At 63.9% G+C, this 20,063-nt stretch carries 20 protein-coding genes; 8 read left to right on the top strand and 12 right to left on the bottom strand.

Features of this window, described 5'->3' with window-relative positions:
* Nucleotides 1-155: 155 nt before the first annotated feature.
* Nucleotides 156-1,484 (bottom strand): hemolysin family protein, encoded by a 1,329-nt coding sequence (locus NJ75_RS18540; protein ID WP_039337184.1) that lies wholly within the window; start codon nucleotides 1,482-1,484, stop codon nucleotides 156-158.
* Between the two features lie 178 nt (nucleotides 1,485-1,662).
* Between NJ75_RS18540 and NJ75_RS18535 the strand changes: the two genes are divergently transcribed.
* Nucleotides 1,663-2,355, top strand: coding sequence for an OmpA family protein (locus NJ75_RS18535; protein WP_039337182.1), 693 nt, complete (start codon nucleotides 1,663-1,665; stop codon nucleotides 2,353-2,355).
* 126 nt (nucleotides 2,356-2,481) lie between these two features.
* On the top strand, nucleotides 2,482-3,477 hold the full coding sequence (locus NJ75_RS18530) for an aldo/keto reductase (RefSeq protein WP_039337179.1): 996 nt from the start codon (nucleotides 2,482-2,484) through the stop codon (nucleotides 3,475-3,477).
* Here the strand turns inward: NJ75_RS18530 and NJ75_RS18525 are convergent.
* On the bottom strand, nucleotides 3,474-4,250 hold the full coding sequence (locus tag NJ75_RS18525) for a 3'(2'),5'-bisphosphate nucleotidase CysQ (RefSeq protein ID WP_039337177.1): 777 nt from the start codon (nucleotides 4,248-4,250) through the stop codon (nucleotides 3,474-3,476). The two genes, NJ75_RS18530 and NJ75_RS18525, sit on opposite strands and share 4 nt — an antisense overlap.
* 193 nt (nucleotides 4,251-4,443) lie before the next feature.
* On the opposite strand from NJ75_RS18525, the gene sucC reads away from it, so the two are divergent.
* The 4 genes from sucC to NJ75_RS23490 all read left to right on the top strand — a co-directional run bounded on the left by sucC (nucleotide 4,444) and on the right by NJ75_RS23490 (nucleotide 8,563).
* A complete protein-coding gene (gene sucC / locus NJ75_RS18520) occupies nucleotides 4,444-5,643 on the top strand; it encodes an ADP-forming succinate--CoA ligase subunit beta (protein WP_039337175.1) in 1,200 nt (399 codons plus the stop codon).
* Between the two features lie 236 nt (nucleotides 5,644-5,879).
* Entirely contained in the window at nucleotides 5,880-6,632 is a 753-nt protein-coding gene (locus NJ75_RS18515; protein ID WP_039337173.1) for an electron transfer flavoprotein subunit beta/FixA family protein, read from the top strand.
* On the top strand, nucleotides 6,632-7,564 hold the full coding sequence (locus NJ75_RS18510; protein WP_039337171.1) for an electron transfer flavoprotein subunit alpha/FixB family protein: 933 nt from the start codon (nucleotides 6,632-6,634) through the stop codon (nucleotides 7,562-7,564). Before NJ75_RS18515 ends, NJ75_RS18510 begins: the two co-directional genes overlap by 1 nt.
* Before the next feature lie 123 nt (nucleotides 7,565-7,687).
* Nucleotides 7,688-8,563 (top strand): energy transducer TonB, encoded by an 876-nt coding sequence (locus tag NJ75_RS23490; protein ID WP_169745742.1) that lies wholly within the window; start codon nucleotides 7,688-7,690, stop codon nucleotides 8,561-8,563.
* 168 nt (nucleotides 8,564-8,731) lie between these two features.
* Here the strand turns inward: NJ75_RS23490 and NJ75_RS18500 are convergent, their stop codons facing one another.
* Genes NJ75_RS18500 through NJ75_RS18485 form a run of 4 tightly spaced genes read right to left on the bottom strand, consistent with a single transcriptional unit; the run spans nucleotide 8,732 to nucleotide 11,686 of the window.
* A complete protein-coding gene (locus NJ75_RS18500) occupies nucleotides 8,732-9,415 on the bottom strand; it encodes a glutathione S-transferase family protein (protein ID WP_039337170.1) in 684 nt (227 codons plus the stop codon).
* 16 nt (nucleotides 9,416-9,431) lie between these two features.
* Nucleotides 9,432-10,091 (bottom strand): CoA transferase subunit B, encoded by a 660-nt coding sequence (locus NJ75_RS18495; protein WP_039337168.1) that lies wholly within the window; start codon nucleotides 10,089-10,091, stop codon nucleotides 9,432-9,434.
* A 24-nt stretch (nucleotides 10,092-10,115) separates the two neighbouring features.
* The gene (locus NJ75_RS18490; RefSeq protein WP_039337166.1) at nucleotides 10,116-10,979 is read right to left on the bottom strand and encodes a hypothetical protein; all 864 of its coding nucleotides are present in this window, start codon (nucleotides 10,977-10,979) and stop codon (nucleotides 10,116-10,118) included.
* On the bottom strand, nucleotides 10,976-11,686 hold the full coding sequence (locus tag NJ75_RS18485; RefSeq protein WP_039337164.1) for a CoA transferase subunit A: 711 nt from the start codon (nucleotides 11,684-11,686) through the stop codon (nucleotides 10,976-10,978). Before NJ75_RS18485 ends, NJ75_RS18490 begins: the two co-directional genes overlap by 4 nt.
* 94 nt (nucleotides 11,687-11,780) lie before the next feature.
* Between NJ75_RS18485 and NJ75_RS18480 the strand changes: the two genes are divergently transcribed.
* Nucleotides 11,781-12,662 (top strand): LysR family transcriptional regulator, encoded by an 882-nt coding sequence (locus NJ75_RS18480; RefSeq protein ID WP_039337162.1) that lies wholly within the window; start codon nucleotides 11,781-11,783, stop codon nucleotides 12,660-12,662.
* A 63-nt stretch (nucleotides 12,663-12,725) separates the two neighbouring features.
* On the opposite strand, the gene NJ75_RS18475 is transcribed toward NJ75_RS18480, so the two are convergent.
* The 5 genes from NJ75_RS18475 to lgt form a co-directional block, all read right to left on the bottom strand.
* Complete coding sequence (locus NJ75_RS18475; RefSeq protein WP_039337160.1) at nucleotides 12,726-13,547, bottom strand: cytochrome c1; 822 nt, start codon at nucleotides 13,545-13,547, stop codon at nucleotides 12,726-12,728.
* Nucleotides 13,548-13,579: 32 nt separating this feature from the next.
* The gene (locus NJ75_RS18470) at nucleotides 13,580-14,872 is read right to left on the bottom strand and encodes a cytochrome b (RefSeq protein WP_039337158.1); all 1,293 of its coding nucleotides are present in this window, start codon (nucleotides 14,870-14,872) and stop codon (nucleotides 13,580-13,582) included.
* Nucleotides 14,873-14,883: 11 nt separating this feature from the next.
* A complete protein-coding gene (petA, locus tag NJ75_RS18465) occupies nucleotides 14,884-15,447 on the bottom strand; it encodes a ubiquinol-cytochrome c reductase iron-sulfur subunit (RefSeq protein ID WP_039337156.1) in 564 nt (187 codons plus the stop codon).
* Between the two features lie 287 nt (nucleotides 15,448-15,734).
* A complete protein-coding gene (locus NJ75_RS18460; RefSeq protein ID WP_039337154.1) occupies nucleotides 15,735-16,781 on the bottom strand; it encodes a class I SAM-dependent methyltransferase in 1,047 nt (348 codons plus the stop codon).
* Entirely contained in the window at nucleotides 16,778-17,677 is a 900-nt protein-coding gene (gene lgt / locus NJ75_RS18455; protein WP_039337153.1) for a prolipoprotein diacylglyceryl transferase, read from the bottom strand. The genes NJ75_RS18460 and lgt overlap by 4 nt, the downstream gene beginning before the upstream one ends.
* A 167-nt stretch (nucleotides 17,678-17,844) precedes the next feature.
* Between lgt and NJ75_RS18450 the strand changes: the two genes are divergently transcribed.
* The gene (locus NJ75_RS18450) at nucleotides 17,845-19,548 is read left to right on the top strand and encodes a class I adenylate-forming enzyme family protein (protein WP_039337151.1); all 1,704 of its coding nucleotides are present in this window, start codon (nucleotides 17,845-17,847) and stop codon (nucleotides 19,546-19,548) included.
* A 22-nt stretch (nucleotides 19,549-19,570) separates the two neighbouring features.
* Here NJ75_RS18450 and NJ75_RS18445 read toward each other — a convergent pair whose 3' ends face one another.
* Nucleotides 19,571-20,062: an asparaginase domain-containing protein gene (locus NJ75_RS18445; protein WP_039337149.1), complete on the bottom strand. Its 492-nt coding sequence runs from the start codon at nucleotides 20,060-20,062 to the stop codon at nucleotides 19,571-19,573.
* Nucleotide 20,063: the final 1 nt, after the last annotated feature.

Here is a 20,063-nt window from a genome sequence, read left to right as displayed (position 1 = left end):
GCGTTAGCCGATCAAGAAAGGGGCGTCCGCAGCGGCGCCCCTTTTTTCGTTGGCATCCTTCGACAGGCTCAGGACGAGCGGACGTCGAAGGTGTGGCGCGATGGTCTCAAATAAGCCCGCTCATGCTGAGCTTGTCGAAGCATCCGACGTGAGCTTCAACCGTCGCCATCGGGCGCTACCGCAGGCATGGCCTTGGTCCGGCACACCAGCAGCTTGTCGATCTTGCGGCCATCCATGTCGACCACCTCGAACCGCCATCCCTGGTCGTGGAAATGCTCGCCCTCGTTGGGCAGCTTCTTGAGCACTGACAGGCAGTAGCCGGCTGTGGTTGCAAACTCGCGGTCATCAGGCAGGTCAAGCCCGAGCCGGTCGGCCAGGGCATCGGCGGGCAGGGCGCCCGAGATCAGCAGCGATCCGTCCTCGCGCTCGACCACCATGGGCTCGTCGCCGGCATCGGCGTGGCCGACGAAGTTCCCGGCAATCGCTGCCAGCAGGTCTGCCGGCGTGACGATGCCTTCGAGGTGGCCATACTCGTCATGGACCAGTGCGATCGCCACTTCAGCTTGCTGGATCATGCCGAGTGCATCCATCGTGTCGAGCTGGTCAGGCACGATCGCCGGCTTCTTCATCAGCCGCCCGAGTTGCACCTTGCGCCCGCGCAGCAGCGTCGAGAACACGTCGCGCACCTTCACCACCCCGACGATGCGATCGACAGATCCGTCCGCAACCAGCAGCAGCGAGTGGGGACTATCGTCGATCGCTTCGCGCAGTTCGGCTTCGCTCGCCTTGCGTTCGATCCAGTGAAGCTCGGTACGCGGCGTCATCACTTCTCGCACCGGCCGTTCGGCAAGGCGCATGATCCCGGTCATGATGGCCCGCTCGTCCTCCTCGATCACGCCCGAGCGCGTGGCCTCGGCGAAGATCATGTGGAGTTCCTCGGCGGTCACTTCCTGCTCGCTGCCCTGCTTCAGGCCAAGCAGGCGGATGATCGCGCTGGAGGAATTGTCCAGCAGCCAGACGAACGGCGCGGTGATCTTCGACATCAGCGCCATGGACGGCGCCGCCAGTTTGGCAATCGGTTCCGCCGCGCGCAACGCCAGTTGCTTTGGCACCAGTTCGCCGACAACGAGGCTGAGGTACGTGGTGATGGCGATGACGATGACGAAGCCAGCGTCGTCGGCATACTGCGCCGGGAATCCCCAGGCCTGAAGCCGCTCGGCTGTCGGTCCGCCAAGGCTCGACCCCGAATAGGCACCTGCGATGATGCCCACCAGCGTGATGCCGATCTGCACTGTCGATAAAAATTTGCCGGGGTCAGCCGCCAGCGCCAAAGCAACTTTCGCGCCCTTGCTGCCCTCTTCGGCGGCGACTTTCAGGCGGGCAGGTCGTGCAGAGACAATCGCCAGTTCCGACATGGAAAACAGGCCATTGAGCACAACGAGGCCCAGGATCACGAGGACGTCAGACCAGGGAAAAGGTGTCACGCAAAGGCCCCTAACAGATTTAGGGGGAAAGGCGAATAGCGCGAGGATTGTTCCTGATGATTGCGAAACTCAAGTTCCCGTTCGGGAACCGTTCAGTCGAAGTGGGCGTATTTCACCCTGTCAAAGCGGCATTGCGGCGCTAAGCTCGTGTCCGGATGCTGGTAAAAGGGGACAGGAAATGAAAATCCGTCGTGTTCTTATGTCGAGCCTGTGCGCGGTTTCGCTGGTCAGTCTGTCGGCCTGCGTCACCGATCCCAACACCGGCGAAAAGAAGGTTTCGCGTACGGCCATCGGCGGCATCGGCGGCGCGCTTGGTGGCGCCCTGCTCGGTGGGCTGATCGGCGGCAAGACCGGACGCATCGTCGGCGCCGGCATCGGTGGCGTGGCCGGTGGCGTTATCGGTTACCAGAAGGACAAGCAGATCAAGGAGCTGCGCGAACAGACCGCAGGCACCGGCGTTGACGTGACCGAGACCGATGGCGGCAACGCCATTCTCGTCAATCTGCCCAATGGCGTGACATTCGACGTCGACAGCTCGACCGTGAAGCCCGGCTTTGCCGCAACGCTCGATCGCGTCGCCCAGTCGCTGGTCCAGTACCCGAACTCGCTGATCGACGTGTATGGTCACACCGATTCGACTGGTTCGGACGCCTACAATCAGGCCCTTTCGGAACGCCGTGCCCGCGCCGTTGCCGATTACCTGATCTCGCGGGGCGTGGGTTACGCCCGCATTCGCAGCCAGGGCTTCGGCGAATCGCAGCCGATCGCCTCGAATGATTCCGAGCAGGGCCGTCAGGCCAACCGCCGCGTCGAGATCAAGATCGTCCCCATCAGTCAGGACGATGTGAACGCGGCACGCTCGGGCCAGTAAGCACTGAAGCACATGTCAGCGGCGTCGCCCACCTGGGCGGCGCCGTTTGCTATGCGGAACATACGATTGGGCGTTGACCGGCGCGGGCCGAGACTGGCATCGGCTCTGACAAAGGAGACCAGTTCGATGCCCATTCAGCGCCGCAAGATCAACGGACGCGAGACCAACCCGATCGGTCTCGGCTGCATGTCGCTAAGCTGGGCCTACGCTGGCCGCCCAAGCGAAGAAGAGGGCATCCGCCTGCTCCAGCACGCGGTCGACATAGGCTACGACCATTTCGACACTGCCCGCCTCTATGGCCTGGGACACAATGAAACGCAGGTCGGTAACGCGCTGAAGGGCCGTCGCGACAAGGTGTTCCTCGCCTCGAAGATGGGCATTTTTGCCAGCGGCGAGAAGCGCGGCGTTGATTGCCATCCCGATACGATCCGCAGCGAACTCGAGATCTCGCTCAAGCTGCTGCAGACCGATCACATCGATCTCTACTACATGCACCGGCGCGACAGGAACGTGCCGATCGAGGAATCGGTCGGGGCGATGGCCGACCTCGTCAAGGAGGGAAAGATCGGTGGCATCGGCTTGTCCGAGATGTCGGCCGAGACCCTCCGCCGTGCTGCTTCGGTTCACCCCATCGCCGCGATGCAGACCGAATATTCGCCATGGACGCGCCAGGCGGAAATCGCCGTGCTCGAGGCGTGCAAGGATCTCGGTACCGCTTTCGTCGCCTTCTCGCCCGTGGCACGCGGCGTGCTCGCCAATGGCCTGCGCGATCCGCAAGCGCTGCCCGATGGCGATATTCGCAAGGCCATGCCGCGTTTCATCGGCGAGAACTGGGACAAGAATCTTGCGCTGGTGGATTCATTCAACGCAATTGCGGCGAGGGAAGGGGTCACTCCTGCGCAGTTGTCGCTCGCCTGGGTCCTCTCACGTGGCGAACATGTCGTTGCCATTCCCGGCACCGGCAAGATTGCACATCTCGAAGAGAACATCGCGCGGTGGGACTGGGAAATCGCCGCTGTCGTCGCTGCCGAGGTCGACGCGCTGATCAACCAGCAGACGGTCTCCGGCCATCGCTATGCCGGCGCGATTTTGCCGACGATCGATACGGAAGATTTCGATTAAGCCAGCTTCGCCGCACGCTCCGCCAGCCGCTCAACCGCAGCGGCATGGATCGCCGGGGCAGTTACCAGCAGCCCGAACGCGCGCGGGTCGCGCTTGTTGTAGTCGAGCGGTTTGCCGAAGGCGTCGGACACGACCGCGCCTGCCTCGCGGGCGATCAGCGTGGCGGCGGCGATGTCCCATTCGAAGCCCCAGCGCAGCGTCGCCAGAAGATCCGCCTCGTTGGCACCGACCATGGCGATGCGCAGTGCGATAGAGTTGGGCTTGTCGACGGTCACGAGATCGGCGTCGGCCTTGGGCAGGCTGTCGGCGGGCACGCGCGATCCCGCCAGCACGGTGCGCGTGCTGGCTTGAAGCTTGCTGCCATTCCGCTCTGCACCTTGGCCCGCGACTGCTGACCAGTATTCGCCCCGGGCAGGCGCGCTCAGCGCCCCGATCAGCGGCCGCCCCTCGCTCACCAGCGCTACCGAAACCGACCAGCCCGGTCGCCCGCGCACAAAGTCGCGCGTGCCGTCCACGGGATCGACCAGCCAGCACAGACCGCGTTCCAATCGTTCGGGATGATCCACCGTTTCTTCGGAGAGCCAGCCGGCCGAAGGGAGGAGCGCGCCCAGTTCACGCTTCAGGAAGGCATCGACCGCAAGGTCTGCATCGCAAACCGGGCTGCCCGGCGTCTTTTCCCACACCTGGGGGGCGTGGCCATGGCCCGGCCACAGGCCCAGCGCCATTTCACCGGCGGCGCGAACGATCTGGTGGAGGCGGTCATAGTCGATCATTCTGCGCCTCCGTGCACAGCGGGGAACCTAACAATGTGCAATTGCGAGACGTTATCAAAAATAGCTTCGAGTCTCGCATTTACGCTCCTTTTCAAGCTCCCCGCTCTGTGCTTAAGGCATTCCGAGTCAAGCGCCAATGGCGGCGTATACCTTTGCGCCAGTGCGGCGCGCCTGTTCGAAACGGGGATAACGCATGAACGTCCATGAGTACCAGGCGAAGGAACTGCTTGCGAAGTTTGGTGTCGGCATTCCGGCTGGGATTGCGGCGCTGACGGTTGAGGAAGCGGTTGCTGCGGCCAAGCAGCTTCCGGGGCCGCTCTATGTGGTCAAGGCGCAGATCCATGCCGGCGGTCGCGGCAAGGGCAAGTTCAAGGAACTCCCTGCCGATGCCAAGGGCGGCGTGCGCCTGGCCAAGAGCATCGAGGAAGTCGAGGCCTTTGCAAAGGAAATGCTCGGCAACACGCTCGTCACGGTGCAGACCGGCGAGGCCGGCAAGCAGGTCAATCGCCTCTACATCACCGATGGCGTTGATATCGCGAAGGAATACTACCTCTCGATGGTCGTCGACCGCGCTTCGAGCCGCGTCGCGATGATCGTCTCGACCGAGGGCGGCATGGACATCGAGGAGGTCGCGCATTCGACCCCTGAGAAGATCGCGACGATCACCATCGACCCGGCCGAAGGCTTCATGCCGCACCACGGTCGCGCCGTCGGCTATGCGCTCAAGCTGACCGGCGATCTCAACAAGCAGGCCGGCAAGATCGCCGAGCAGCTCTACAACGCCTTCGTGGCATTGGATTGCGACATGCTCGAGATCAACCCGCTGGTGGAAACGAAGGACGGCAACCTGCTCGTCCTCGACACCAAGATGAGCTTCGATTCGAACTCGCTCTACCGCCACCCCGACGTGATGGCGCTGCGCGACGAAACCGAGGAAGACCCGGCCGAGATCGAAGCCAGCAAGTACGACCTTGCCTACATCAAGCTCGACGGCAACATCGGCTGCATGGTCAACGGCGCCGGCCTTGCCATGGCGACGATGGACATCATCAAGCTGAACGGCGAATTCCCCGCCAACTTCCTCGACGTGGGCGGCGGCGCGACGACCGAGAAGGTCACCGCGGCGTTCAAGATCATCCTCAAGGACCCGGCGGTGAAGGGCATTCTCGTCAACATCTTCGGCGGGATCATGAAGTGCGACATCATCGCTGACGGCATCGTTGCCGCGGCCAAGGAAGTGAACCTGCAGGTTCCGCTGGTCGTCCGCCTCGAAGGCACCAACGTCCAGCAGGGCAAGGACATCCTCGCCAACTCCGGCCTGCCCATCGTCCCCGCCAACGACCTCGGCGATGCCGCCAAGAAGATCGTCGCTGAAGTCCGGAAGGTTGCCTGACCTTTCACCGGACTGCGGTTTGATTAGGGGGCGTCGGGCAACCGGCGCCCCTTTTCATTTGCCGGCCGCACGTCCTTTCGAACACGCCACGCTGACGAGGGCTTCTCGGCGGCGAACTTTTTGCGCCGCCCAGCACTCTAACCCTGCCGACCAATGCATGGCCAGATGTGTAGTTGACGTTTACGTAAGCGCGAATTATGCCGAGGCCTACGGAATCAAGGAAAGGACGCCTGGCGATGAAAGCCCTGGTCTGCGTGAAGCGGGTGATTGACTACAACGTGAAGCCACGTGTGAAGGCGGATGGGAGTGGTGTTGATCTTGCGAACGTGAAGATGAGCATGAACCCGTTTGACGAGATCGCGGTGGAGGAAGCCATTCGCCTGAAGGAAAAGGGCGTGGTGAGCGAGATCGTGGCGGTGTCGGTGGGCGTTGCCAAGAGCCAGGAAACGCTGCGCACGGCGCTGGCGATGGGTGCGGACCGGGCGGTGCTGGTGCAGGTCGAGGACGGCACCGAGGTCGAGCCGCTGGCCGTGGCCAAGATCATCAAGGGCATTGCCGATGAGGAGCAGCCTGCTCTGATCATCACCGGCAAGCAGGCGATCGACGATGACAGCAACCAGGTCGGCCAGATGGTCGCCGCGCTGCTGGGACGGCCCCAGGGCACCTTTGCCAACGAAGTCTCGGTCGAGGGCGATGCCGTGGTGGTCAAGCGCGAGATCGACGGCGGCCTGCAGACGGTGAAGCTGGCGCTGCCCGCGGTGGTCACCACCGACCTGCGCCTCAATGAGCCGCGCTATGCTTCGCTGCCCAACATCATGAAGGCCAAGTCCAAGCCGCTCGCCACCAAGTCGCCCGCCGACTACGGCGTCGACATCGCGCCGCGCCTCAAGACGCTCAAGGTCAGCGAACCGCCGGTGCGCTCAGCCGGCATCAAGGTGCCCGATGTCGACACGCTGGTCGCCAAGCTCAAGGAAATGGGAGTAGCCTGATGTCCAAGGTTCTCGTTCTCGTCGAACACGACAACGCTTCCGTAAAGGACGCCACGCTCGCCGCCGTCACTGCCGCATCTCAACTGGGCGAAGTGACTGCGCTGGTTGCCGGATCGAACTGCGACGCTGCTGCACAGGCTGCTGCGCAGATCGCCGGCGTCGCCCGTGTGCTCAAGGCCGACGACGCATCGCTGGGCAACGCGCTCGCTGAAAACGTCGCCCCGCTCGTCGCCGGGCTGATGGCCGATTACGACGCCTTCGTCGCCCCTGCCACGACCACCGGCAAGAACGTCGCCCCGCGCATTGCCGCGCTGCTCGACGTGATGCAGGTCTCGGACATCCTCTCGGTCGAAGGGCCCAAGACCTTCACCCGTCCGATCTACGCCGGCAACGCCATCGCCACGGTCGAAAGCTCTGACGCCAAGCTGGTCATCACCGTGCGCGGCACCGCCTTTGCCAAGGCTGCCGCCACTGGCGGATCGGCCAGCGTCGAAGCCGTCAGCGCCACCGGCGACAGCGGGTTGTCGACCTTCGTCAGCGCCGAGATCGCCAAGAGCGAGCGCCCGGAACTGACCAGCGCCAAGATCATCGTCTCGGGCGGCCGCGCGCTGAAGGACGCTGCCACTTTCGAGCAGATCATCACCCCGCTCGCCGACAAGCTGAACGCCGGCATCGGCGCCAGCCGCGCCGCGGTCGACGCAGGCTACGTGCCCAACGACTATCAGGTCGGCCAGACCGGCAAGATCGTGGCTCCCGAAGTCTACATCGCCGTCGGCATCTCGGGCGCGATCCAGCACCTTGCCGGCATGAAGGACAGCAAGACCATCATCGCCATCAACAAGGACGAAGACGCGCCCATCTTCCAGGTCGCCGACATCGGCCTCGTCGGCGACCTCTTCACGCTCGTCCCGGAACTGACCGGCAAGCTCTGAACCCCACTCGACCACAACGCCACGCTGGAGTGTTTCCCCGGGGAAACACTCCAAATGGGTTAATAGCCCCGCTTGCGAGAGCGGGGCTTTCTGTTTCTCTTGTTCATGACTAAGCTAATGTACATGAATAAGACTTCCCGGACCCTGGGCACGTATGCCGCCATCTTCGCGATGGCAGCGATCCCGCGGCCGCTGCTCGCCTCCACGCCCGAAATGCTGTCCTCTCGCACTGCATGGATCGTGCACTATGCCGATGACAGCTGCCGCCTCGGCCGGGAGTTCGGTGCCGAGGGCGACAAGATCATGGTCATACTCGACCAGTTCGCGCCGGGCGACGTCTACCACATAACCTTGGCAGGGAAGGGCACGGAGCGGCTGGGAAAGACCGGCAGCGATGCCGACATGGGTTTCGGCCCGGAGCTGGCTCTGCAAAAGCAGGTGGGTCTGATGCGAGGCACGAATACGGCGGGCGAGCCGGTCGTGGTGCTCGGGCCGCTCGACTTGCTCAACCGCGATTCTGAAGGGGCCCATCCGCCTGCGACTGCAGCCGAAGTTGCGAAAATTCGCGAGTTGCGGATCAGGAGAAAGTCGGAGGACCTGACCTTCAGACTGGGAACGATGACTTCGGCACTGGCTGGAATGAGGACCTGCACCGCGGATCTCGTCAAGCTGTGGGGGCTTGATCCGGTCCAGCAACAGAATCTCGCCAGCCTTCCTGCTCCTCTGACGTCTCCAAGCAAGTGGCTGAAGTCGTCCGACTATCCGAAGAAGGCGCTGCGCAAGAACGAGCAGGCCCTCGTCAGCTTCAGGCTGATGATCGACGCAAGCGGGACGCCGACGCTCTGCCGGATTCAGGTCGCCACCCAATCGCCCGAGTTCAAGGAGCTCACGTGCGAGCTGCTGATGAAGCGCGCCCGCTTCGAGCCTGCGAGGGACCGGTCGGGCACCGCTGTGCCCAGCTATCACGTCAACACGGTGAGATGGATTGTCGCCGACTGAGTTGCATGCCATGCAACTGCAAATCCGTCCTTCGCACTTGCAGAATCGGGCTCGGAATCGCACATAGGAGAGGCCTTTCAGGCATCCTCTCCCAAACTTTCCAAGGCTGGTCTTCGGACCGGCCTTTCTTTTTGCGCAATTGACTCGTGGGAAGGTAGCTGTGGCCTGTCAGGCCCTGCGATAGTCCGCGATGATCTCGCCACATTCGGCCAGCTCGGCCTCGTGGCCTTCCTCGCGCCACGCTTCGTCCAGTGCCTCCGCTTCCCACTGCCGCATTGCCGGGTGGTCGAGCATGTGATCGACCCAGGCCTGTCCTTGCCCGACATCGAGGCCATAGGTGCGGATGCGAAAGGCGACGGGGGCGAAGAAGGCATCCAGCGCGGTGAAGGCGGAGCCGGCGAGCCATGGGCCGCCAAAGCGCTCCAGCCCTTCCTCGAAGATCTCGCGCACCCGCGCCACGTCACGCACGAGGGCAGGCCGCATCGGGCGAGGCGTGACCCGCACCCCGACATTCATCGTGCAGTCGTTGCGCAGCGCCGAGAAGCCGCCGTGCATTTCGGCCACGGCGCAAATGGCGAAGGCGCGCGCCGCTTCATCGGCGGGCCAGACGCCGTCGTGCCGCTCGGCCAGGTAGAGCGCGATGCCCAGCGAATCCCACACGGTCCGCGCGCCATCGAGCAGGACCGGCACCTGCCCGGTAGGCGAGAAGGCACGAAACTCATCGTAGTTTGAGGGCTTGGTGAAAGGCTCGACCCGATCGGTGAAGGCAATGCCGAGCGCCTTCATCAGCAGCCATGGTCGCAATGACCAGCTCGAATAATTCCGGTTCGCCGTGATCAGGACATAGCTCACCGGGACACTCCTCTTGTCATTCGACGTAATGCGCCGTCGAGCGGGCGCGGACCTCCTCGGCCGATACGCCCGGCGCACATTCGATCAGCTTGAATGGGGAATTGTGGTCGGGCCGCTGGAAAACCGCAAGGTCGGTGACGATCATGTCGACCACGCCCTTGCCGGTAAGTGGCAGGGTGCAGGCGGGGATGAACTTGGGGTCGCCGTTCTTGGCGCAGTGTTCCATGACCACGATGATCTTCTTGACGCCTGCGACGAGATCCATCGCGCCGCCCATGCCCTTGATCATCTTGCCCGGGATCATCCAGTTGGCGATGTCGCCATTTTCGGCCACTTCCATCGCACCCAGCACGGTCAGGTCGATCTTGCCGCCGCGGATCATCGCGAAGGACTGCGCACTGTCGAAATAGGCCGAGTGCGGCAGCTCGCTGATGGTCTGCTTGCCGGCGTTGATCAGGTCGGCGTCCTCTTCCCCCGCGTAGGGGAAGGGGCCGATGCCGAGCATGCCGTTTTCGGACTGCAAGGTCACGGTCATGCCGGCTGGCACGTGGTTGGCCACCAGCGTCGGGATGCCGATGCCGAGGTTCACGTAGAATCCGTCCTGCAGTTCGCGCGCTGCGCGCGCTGCCATCTCGTCGCGGGTCCAGCCGGTCTTCAGCCCGTCATGCGTGGTCATCGGTCTAAGCTCTTTCGTGTCGGATCACTTGATGGGGGGCGGCGCCAGGAACCAGCCTGCGCCGATGAATTGTTCGAGCGCGATGCCGACCGGACCGTCGGGATTGCGCAGATAATCGAAAACCTCGTCGAAATCGGCCTTGCGATCACCCACGATGGCCAGGACGCACCACTCCGCGTCGGCTCGGTCAAGCAGTTGCTGCTTGCGCGTTTCGGCTCCTGAGAGGAGCATCACCTTGTCGATGCCGAGCGGGTCCAACCCGGTCGCCTTGAGCGTCGTGCCAAGCCGCTTGGACTGCGTCTGCGGCAACGAGGCGACCCAGACCACTGCCGTACCGGTGCCGCGAATGCGCCGGAGATGATTGGCAAGCCCTGGTTCCGGCGCAGGCGGATCGTCCAGATCGAAGGTGCCCGTGCCGGGATCGAGATCGATCAGCACGGCGCTGCGCTGGTCGGCGCAGGCTCGCATCCGGGGAACCTCGACCAGACTGCGCTGGTCGAGCAAGGCCGATTTGCGGACCTTGCCAGTCCTGCCGGCCTCCGCCTGTGCCAGCACATAGGCGGCCATCGCCGCATAGGGATCTGCGCTGTCGGCCAGAGCGCCTGCCATCCCTGCGGGCTGAGCAGCAGGGGGCTGAACCGGAATTGGTGGGGCAGGCTCGGCCTCGGCAACGGCCGGAGCCAGCAGCGGCGGGACAGCGGAAACCCCTTGGCCAATCGAGACTTCGGGGCGTGGCGTCGTGGCAGAGGCTTCGCCTCCGCCCTTTCCCTTGGCAGCCTTGGCCCCCAGCGCACCGGTTGCTGCCAGCGGCGCGATGGCGGCAGCGACGCAGCCCGAAAGCTGCGTTGCCGCCAGCGCCGCCAGCAGGGGCAGCGCGCGACGGATCACGCGGCCTCCCGCTCGCGCACGGTGCGGAACTCGATCTTCTTGTCGTAAGGCGCGCCGACGATCATGCGCTGCACATAGACGCCGGGAAGGTGAATGCTGTCCGGGTCAAGCGAGCCTGCGGGCACGACTTCCTCGACCTCGACCACGCAGACCTTGCCGCAGGTGGCAGCGGGCACGTTGAAGTTGCGTGCAGTCTTGCGGAACACGACGTTGCCGGTCTCGTCTGCCTTCCACGCCTTGACCAGCGCGATGTCGGCGAAAATGCCGCGTTCGAGGACATATTCCTGTCCGTCAAAAATCTTGGTTTCCTTGCCCTCGGCCACGAGCGTGCCGACGCCGGTCTTGGTGTAGAAGCCGGGAATGCCGGCGCCACCAGCGCGCATGCGCTCTGCCAGAGTGCCTTGGGGGCAGAATTCGACTTCGAGTTCACCCGAGAGGTACTGCCGTTCGAACTCCTTGTTCTCGCCGACATAGCTGGAGATCATCTTCCTGACCTGCCGCGTGCGCAGCAGCTTGCCGATGCCCTCGTTGTCGATTCCGGCATTGTTCGAGGCGAAGGTGAGGTCCTTGACGCCCGAATCGCGCACGGCATCGAGCAAGCGCTCTGGAATGCCGCAAAGACCGAAACCGCCGCAAGCAATCAGCAAGCCATCGCGCAACAGGCCATCGAGCGCAGCAGTGGCATCGGCATAGAGCTTCTTCGACATCGGCAGAGTCTCCTTTTCGCCCGAGGTGCTAGCACAGGATACAAATTGAAAAGAGCGATTGTTTTTTATCACAATCGATAACAGTCTCTGATCAATGAAACGGATTGCGATCTACCACCTGGAAACGCTGCTGTGGATCGCGCGGCTCGGCACCTTTCGCGCTGCGGCCGAGAGGCTGAACACCACGCAGCCCGCCATATCCGCCCGCGTGCGCGAGATCGAGGAGCAGTTGGGCATCGCGATCTTCCGCCGAGAGGGGCGCAACATGGTGTTGACCGCGCGCGGGCGGCGGCTGGTGCAGGAATGCGAGCCGCTGTGGGCAGGGTTCGAAAAGGCGCTGCTGACGGCGTCCGGCTTCGAGGGTGCCAGCGGTGTCGTGCGGATCGGTTCGGGCGAGATTGCCGCAGCATCGTGCTTGCCGGGCTTCGTCCATGCTATCGAGCAGGACTTGCCCGGAGTGACACTGGAGCTGGAGCTGGACCTGACCGCGCGCATGTTCCAGCAACTGCTTGGCGGCACGATCGACCTTGCTTTCCTGGCGGGACCGGTGGCGAGCCCGGGCATTCGGACCACGCCTATCGGTTCCGTCGGCCTCGTCTGGGCAGCGAGCGCGCGGACGGCAGCGGCGGGCGGGTTTGCCAATGCCTTGCCGGTGTGGTCAATTCCGGATCTCTCGCCGCTGCACGGCGTGACGATGGAGACGCTCGAAGCCAACCGCGTCACGCCGCGCTCGATCGGCACCTGCAACAACGTGCGCACGTTGATCGATATCGTTACCGGTGGCGGCGGCGCGGCAGTGCTGCCCGAGCCGATGGTGCGGCCACTGCTGGAGGCGGGCATACTGGCCGAGGTTCTGCCGCCTCCCGCCCGCAAGATCCGCTTCGAAGTGGCCATCCGCAATACCGAGAGCGATCCGCTGGTGCTGGAACTGTTCCGGCGGGCGAGCGAGCTGAGGATCGATGGCACGCCCGACTGACACACGAAAAAGGCCACCGTTTCCGGTGGCCTCGTTCGTTTCGCCTGTCAGGCCTTGAAAGGCTTATTCGCCCTTCTTGTCGGCCCAGACGTTCTTCTTGGCGAGGTATGCCAGGACCGTGGCGACCAGCAGGAAGCCAAGGACGGCCCATCCGGTCTGCTTGCGCTTGTCCAGCTTGGGTTCGGCGGACCAGATCAGGAAGGCCGAGACGTCCTGAGCCATCTGGTCGACGGTTGCCTTGGTGCCATCCGAATAGGTCACCTGACCCTCGCCGGTCAGCGGCGCCGGCATCGAGAGGTTCAGGTTGGCGAAGTACGGGTTGTAGTACAGGCCATCCGGAGTCTTGGCATCCGGGAACTTCTTGAGCAGCTCGGCAGGCTGTTCCTGATAGCCGGTCAGCAGCGAGGCGACGTAGGCACCACCGTTGTGACGGGCCTTGGTGATCAGCGACAGATCGGGCGGGCTGCCCTGACCGGCGTAGTACACGGTCGGGAAGTAGTCCGACGGGATGTTGTCACGCTCTGCGCGCTCACCGGTCTTCGGATCGAAGGTGGGCTGCTTGGTGCCCCACTCCTTGGCGATCGCCTTCACTTCGGCTTCCGAGTAGCCGAGGGCGGCGAGGTCACGGAAGGCGACGTGCTTGAGCGAGTGACAGGTGGCGCAGACTTCCTTGTAGACCTGGAAGCCGCGCTGCAGCTGCTGCTTGTCGAACTTGCCGAACGCCCCGTCAGACGCGAACTTCACGTCCTTGGGGTGCAGGTGGAACTCGTGCTCTGCCGTGGGGGCAGCGGGTTCCGAGATCGCCGAGTAGGCGCCATTGCCGAACGACCAGAGCAGTGCGACGGCGAAGAAGAGGCCGACTAGGGGGCCAAAAAGACGGACCATGGGGTTCTCTTTCTCTTGCGCTTCGTACCGGCTCAGGCGGCCGCAGGGTTGGCGTTGAGCACTGCGCTCTCATCCTTGCCGAGCACGGCTTCGGTGATCGAGAACGGAAGCGGTTCCGGCTTCTCGATCGACGAGACGATCGGCAGGATGATGAGGAAGTGCGCGAAGTAGTACAGCGATGCCAGCTGGCTGAGCATCACGTAGGGTTCCGCAGCCGGAGCGCCACCGCAGTAGAACAGCACGGCCATGGTCGGGATCAGGCCGAACCAGAAGAACTTGCGGAACAGCGGACGGTAGTGGCCCGAACGCACCGGCGAGGTATCCAGCCAGGGCAGGAAGAACCACACCAGGATCGCGCCGAACATCGCCAGCACGCCCATGAGCTTCGCCGGAATGAAGAAGAAGTCATAGGTGAAGGCGCGCAGGATCGCGTAGAACGGCCAGAAGTACCATTCCGGAACGATGTGCGCAGGCGTCGAAAGCGGGTTTGCCGGGATGTAGTTGTCCGGGTGACCCAGCGCGTTCGGTGCGAAGAACAGCACAGCGCAGTAGATCAGCAGGAACACGCCCAGACCGAAGCCGTCCTTCGCCGTGTAGTACGGGTGGAACGGAACGGTGTCGCTTTCGCTCTTCACTTCGACGCCGGTCGGGTTCGACGAGCCGGGGATGTGCAACGCCCAGATGTGCAGGATGATGACACCCGCGATCACGAAGGGCAGCAGGAAGTGCAGGCTGAAGAAGCGGTTGAGCGCAGCGTTGTCGGGCGCATAGCCGCCCAGCAGCCACACCTGCAGCGGTTCGCCGACGACCGGGATCGCGCCGAACAGGCCGGTGATGACCTTGGCACCCCAGAACGACATCTGGCCCCAGGGCAGCACGTAGCCCATGAACGCCGTTGCCATCATCAGCAGGAAGATGACGACGCCGAGCAGCCAGATCATCTCGCGCGGGGCCTTGTACGAGGAGTAGAAGAAGCCGCGGAAGATGTGGAGATAGACGACGACGAAGAACGCCGAAGCGCCGTTGGCGTGCGCGTAGCGCAGCATCCAGCCCCAGTTCACGTCGCGCATGATGTGCTCGACGCTATCGAAGGCAACGCCAGCGTTCGCGGCATAGTGCATCGCGAGGATGACGCCGGTCACGATCTGAAGCACGAGGCAGAAGCCGGCGAGAACGCCGAAGTTCCACATGTAGTTCAGGTTGCGCGGAACCGGATAACCAGCGCCGACTGCGTTGTAGACGAAGCGGGGCAGCGGCAGCTTCTCGTCAAGCCACTGCGTCAGGCCATTGGCCGGCTTGTATTCGTTTGCCCAGGGAAAGCTCATGTTGCCTGTCCTCAGCCGATCTTCACGACAGTGTCGGAGATGAATGCATATTCGGGCACCTCGAGGTTCTTCGGTGCCGGACCCTTGCGGATGCGTGCGGCGGTATCATAGTGCGAACCGTGGCACGGGCAGAAATAGCCGCCAAACTCGCCCTTCACTTCACCTTCGCCCGCGCCCAGCGGCACGCAGCCGAGGTGGGTGCAGACGCCCATGGTGATGAGCCAGTTGGTCTTGCCTTCCTTGGTGCGCTCTTCCAGCGTCTGCGGATCGCGCAGCGAGGATGCATCCACCTTGTCGGCGGCAGAGACTTCTTCCGGCGTCAGGTTGCGGATGAACACCGGCTGCTTGCGGAACACCGCCTTGATCGCCTGGCCCGGCTGGATCGCCGAAATGTCGATTTCGGTCGAGCTCTGCGCCAGGACGTCCGCCGACGGCGCCATCTGACTTACCAGCGGGACCAGCACGGCAGCGCCGCCAACCCCCGCAAAACTCACCGCCGCGATATTGATGAAATCGCGCCGGCGCACGCCTTCTTCGGCCTGTGCCGAAGTGTCGATGCTTGCCTGTTCAGCCATTGAAATTCCCTGCCTGCTGCCGCCGCGCACGCGGATCGCGCACGGTCCAACTTGCCCCTTTGGAACGGCTCTGGAAATTGCCCATGGGGCTAACCACATGAACACCGGAACCGCACGGGAACCGGGCACGCGCAAATGCACGGCCCCGGCCCCCACTTGGCGCGCCTGATAGACGCAAAGCCACGGCTTTGCCAACAGGCATTTTGGTGCGGGAAACAGCCCTTATCAGGCCCTGTATTTCCGGGCGATTTCAAGCTTGCGACAATGGGTGGGGCGCGGTTGGCGCCTCAGGCGAATCCGGCGCCCTGTGGCCAATGCGGCCCTGCGAGTCCCATGACCTTGAACAGGACACCCATCTGCCCTTCGCCAGTCAACCGTTCGCGCGCGGCCTGGATTGCCTCGGCATGGGGCGGCGCATAGGCCGCCAGCGCGTCTGCCCGCGCATCGATCCCCAGCGCGCGCAGCCAGCGCCCCTGTTCGACCGTGCCGAGCCATTGCACTCCGCGCGACAGCGCGATCGGAGCCAGTGCCGAAAAATCGACATGCGCGGTCAGGTCCGCGTCGCCCGGATTGGAAAAGACATCGACCTTGCGATGCGCGCGCACCGCCTGGAGCGAGGAGCCGGTGCGGGGTTCGGCATGGCCATAGTCGATGAACAGCGCGGCGCCGCCCTGCCCGGCCAGCCTGCCCGCCACTTCGTAGACGACCGCTGCCGAAGCCGGGGATGTTTCGAGAATCGTGCCTTCCGGTGCTTCATGCCGCCCCTGCGGCACGGCGGCATCCATCGGCGCCGTCCCTGCGACCGGGATCAGGCGCCCGTCGGCAATGCCGACCATGCGTTCGCGCCAGCCAGCCGGCGTGCGCACAAGCTGACGCACCGGCAGCGCATCGAGGAACTCGTTGGCAATGATCAGCAGGGGGCCGTCGGTCGGCAAGGTCGACAGGTCGGCATGCCAGAAGGCTGCGGGATGGAGTTCGAGCTGCAGCGCCTTGAGCGCGGTGCTCGTCTCCACGAAATGCACGCGGGGCGTCAGGCCATAGCGGCGCGCCGCGCCCAGCGCATCGCGTGCCAGCGTGCCGCGCCCCGGCCCAAGCTCGACATAGTGAATCGGCTCGGGCCGCCCGGCGCGAATCCAGATGTCGGCCATCCACAGGCCGATCAGTTCGCCGAACATCTGGCTGATTTCGGGCGCGGTGATGAAATCGCCCGCCGTTCCGAAAGGATCGCGGCTGGAGTAATAGCGCGCGTTGGATTCTGCCATGTAGTGCGCCACGCTGATCGGACCGGTATTGGCGATCAGGCGGGCGAAGGTCTCCAGCAGCGATGCACTCACGCCGGAAGCGCTCCGCCCGTTGCCACGGGTTGGCGCATCAAGCCGCGCAGCAGGAAGAACAGACCCACGGCCATCATCGGGACGGTCAGCCACTGCCCCATCGAAAGGCCGCTCTGCATGGCAAGGTCCAGCAGCTGGGCATCGGGCTCGCGGAAGAACTCGACGGTGAAGCGCGACAGGGCATAGCCCAGCGTGAAGGTGCCGACGAGCAGGCCGGGCCGCCAGCGTGCCCTGGTCTTCCAGAACAGCACAAGCAGGACGATCGCCAGCACGAGTCCTTCCAGGATGGCCTCGTAGAGCTGGCTGGGGTGACGGGCGACCGGTCCGCCGCCGGGGAAAACCATCGCCCAAGGCACGCCGGGACCGGCCTCGCGGCCCCACAGTTCGCCATTGGCGAAGTTTGCCAGACGGCCGAACAGCAGGCCAAACGGCACGCAGACCGAGATGTAGTCGCACACGCGCACGAAGTTGAGCTTGCCGCGCCAGGATACCCAGGCGATCGCCAGCACAGTGCCGATCAACCCGCCGTGGAAGCTCATCCCGCCTTCCCACAGCTTGATCAGGTTCTCCGGATGCGTCAGCAGTTCGGGGGCATAGAAGATCGCATAGCCCAGCCGCCCGCCCAGGATGATGCCGAGCGTTGCATAGAAGAACAGGTCGTCGGCATGGCGCTGCGCCATCGGCGCACCGGGCTGACGCAGCATCTTCAAAAGGTGCCAGTAGCCCAGAACGATCCCGGCAAGATAGGCCAGCGAATACCATTTGAGCGCAAAGAACCCGAGATCGAGCGCGATCGGCCCGACGCCCAGATCCTCCCAGCGAATCGGCGCATGTCCGGCAGTTGCGGATGCCGACGCTACGGCAAGCGCGGTTGCTGTTGACACTAGTGACAGCAAGAGATGAACTCCCTAGAACTTTCAGGACAGAATGTTTTGGTTGGCCCGTTTTCGTGCTGTCAAACGCGCCCGATGAGGTAACGTATTGGCACAGGGAAAAGGTTGCAGGCAAACCCGAAAAAGGCGCGAAACAAGACAGCGTCAGGGTGAGGAGACGAAAGGGTAACATGAAGACCGAGCTGGACCTCGCCATGGACAGCGCCTTTGGCGCGCTCACTGCCGAAGGTGGCATGTTCCACACCGTCCCCATCGAGCGGTTCGGGCAGCAGTTGCCGATGATCGCCGCCGCACCGCCGCACCTGCCGGCCTACTTTGCCTACTTCTGCGCGACGCAGGGTGAGAAGACCTTCATCGTCGATGGTGACACCCGCCTGAGCTTTGCCGATGTCTACAAGGCGGCGCGCCATGTCGCGGGTGGTCTGGTCGAAGGGCTGAAGCTGCAGAAGGGCGAACGCGTCGGGCTGGCGGCACGCAATTCGGCCAACTGGGTCATCGCCTACATGGGCGTGCTGATGGCAGGCGGTTGCGCCACCCTGCTCAACGGCTGGTGGCAGGGCGAGGAACTGGCCCACGGCATCGATCTGGTGAAGTGCCGCTTCGTCATTGCCGACGCTGCGCGTGCCGCCCGGCTCGAAGGTCACGCGCACGGCGCGCAGCTCCTGCCGATGGGCCACGATTGCCCTTACGAAGAGGGCCTTGCCGCGCTGCTCGCAAACGGTGGCGGAATGGAAACCATCCTGCCCGACCTTACCGGAGACGATCTGGCCACGGTGCTGTTCACCTCGGGCTCCACCGGCATGGCCAAGGGCGCCTATTCCGATCACCGCGGTGTCGTGCAGGGCACGATGAACTACGTCTGCCAGTCGGCGGCGATGCTGGCGATCCTGACGGCGCGGGGCGAAGGCCCGGCAGAAGGTTCGCAGCCGGTAACGCTGGTAAACGTGCCGCTGTTCCATGTGACCGGCGAAGTGCCGGTGTTCCTCCAGTCCTTCGCGCTGGGTCGCAAGCTGGTACTGATGCCCAAGTGGGACGCAGTGGAGGCAATGCGCCTGATCGAGCGCGAGAAGGTGACCTACTTCGTCGGCGTACCGCTGATGAGCTTCGAGATCGCCACCCATCCGGACCGCGACAAGTACGATCTTTCGACCTGCGTCTCGTTCGCCGCCGGTGGCGCGCCGCGCCCGGTCGAGCACGTCGACCGCATCCGCAAGGCACTGCCCCATGCCTTCCCGTTGCTGGGCTATGGCCTGACCGAGACCAATGGCGTCGGCTGCGGCAACCTGAACGAGAACTACCTCGCCAAGCCCGGCAGCACCGGCACGGCCTCGCGCCCGCTGGTCGATCTCGCCATCCTCGACGATGATGGCAAGCCGCTGCCGCAAGGCCAGGTTGGCGAGGTGTCGATCCGCTCGATCTGCAATTTCCTCGGCTATTGGGACAACGAGAAGGCCACGCGCGAAGCGATCATGCCCGATGGCTACTTCCGCACCGGCGACCTCGGCTACCTCGATCCGGAAGGCTACCTGTTCATCGTCGACCGCAAGAAGGACATCATCATTCGCGGTGGCGAGAATATCTCGTGCATCGAGGTGGAAAGCGCGATCTACGCTCACCCCTGCATCGCCGAAGCCAGTGTGTTCGGCCTGCCCGACGAGAAGTTCGGCGAAGTGCCCGCCGCCGTTTACCTTGCGAAGGAGGACTGCTCGGCCACCGAGGAGGAACTGCGCGAATTCCTCAAGGCGCACATCGCTCCATTCAAGATCCCGGTGCGCTTCTGGGAAGTGACGGAACCTCTCCCACGTCTCGGCACCGAGAAGGTCGACAAGCGCACCCTGCGCGAACGCTATACCAAGGAATTCCTTACGGCTTGACCGGCTGGGCAGGTTCGTGAGGTCAGACGCTCACGAACTTGCCGGCCGCGCGGTCCTTGCGAACCTTGAGGCCATCGAACACCTGGCCGCTCATCGCGATCCACACGCCGGGCGCCGCCACCTGCGCCGTGGCGAAGGCCATGCCGAGATTGAAGTGCGCGTCGGTCTCGGCAAAGCGCGCCGGTGACAGGGCGCCCGTCAGCACGATGGTCTTGCCGGCAATGTCGCTGAGCGCCTTGGCCGTTTCGGTCATCGTATCCGTGCCATGGGTAATGACGACATGGCGCTCGGGCGCCTCGCGCACCGCGGCGGCAATCAGCGCGCGGTCGGCGTCGGTCAGTTCGAGGCTGTCCTTGCGCATCAGTTCCATCACCCGGAACGGCAGCGCCACGCGCGCCTCGGCGATCAGCGCGGGGATTCCGCTCTCGACGATCTGGTATTCGCTCAATGCGTCGAAATAGGCCTTGTCGATGGTGCCGCCAGTGGTCAGCACGAGGATCGGTTCTTGTTGCATG

The sequence above is a fragment of the Novosphingobium subterraneum genome (assembly GCF_000807925.1).
GTDB classification, from domain to species: Bacteria; Pseudomonadota; Alphaproteobacteria; order Sphingomonadales; family Sphingomonadaceae; genus Novosphingobium; species Novosphingobium subterraneum.
The sequence above is the reverse complement of the archived record's forward strand: the minus strand, read 5'-3'. Positions and strand labels throughout refer to the sequence as shown.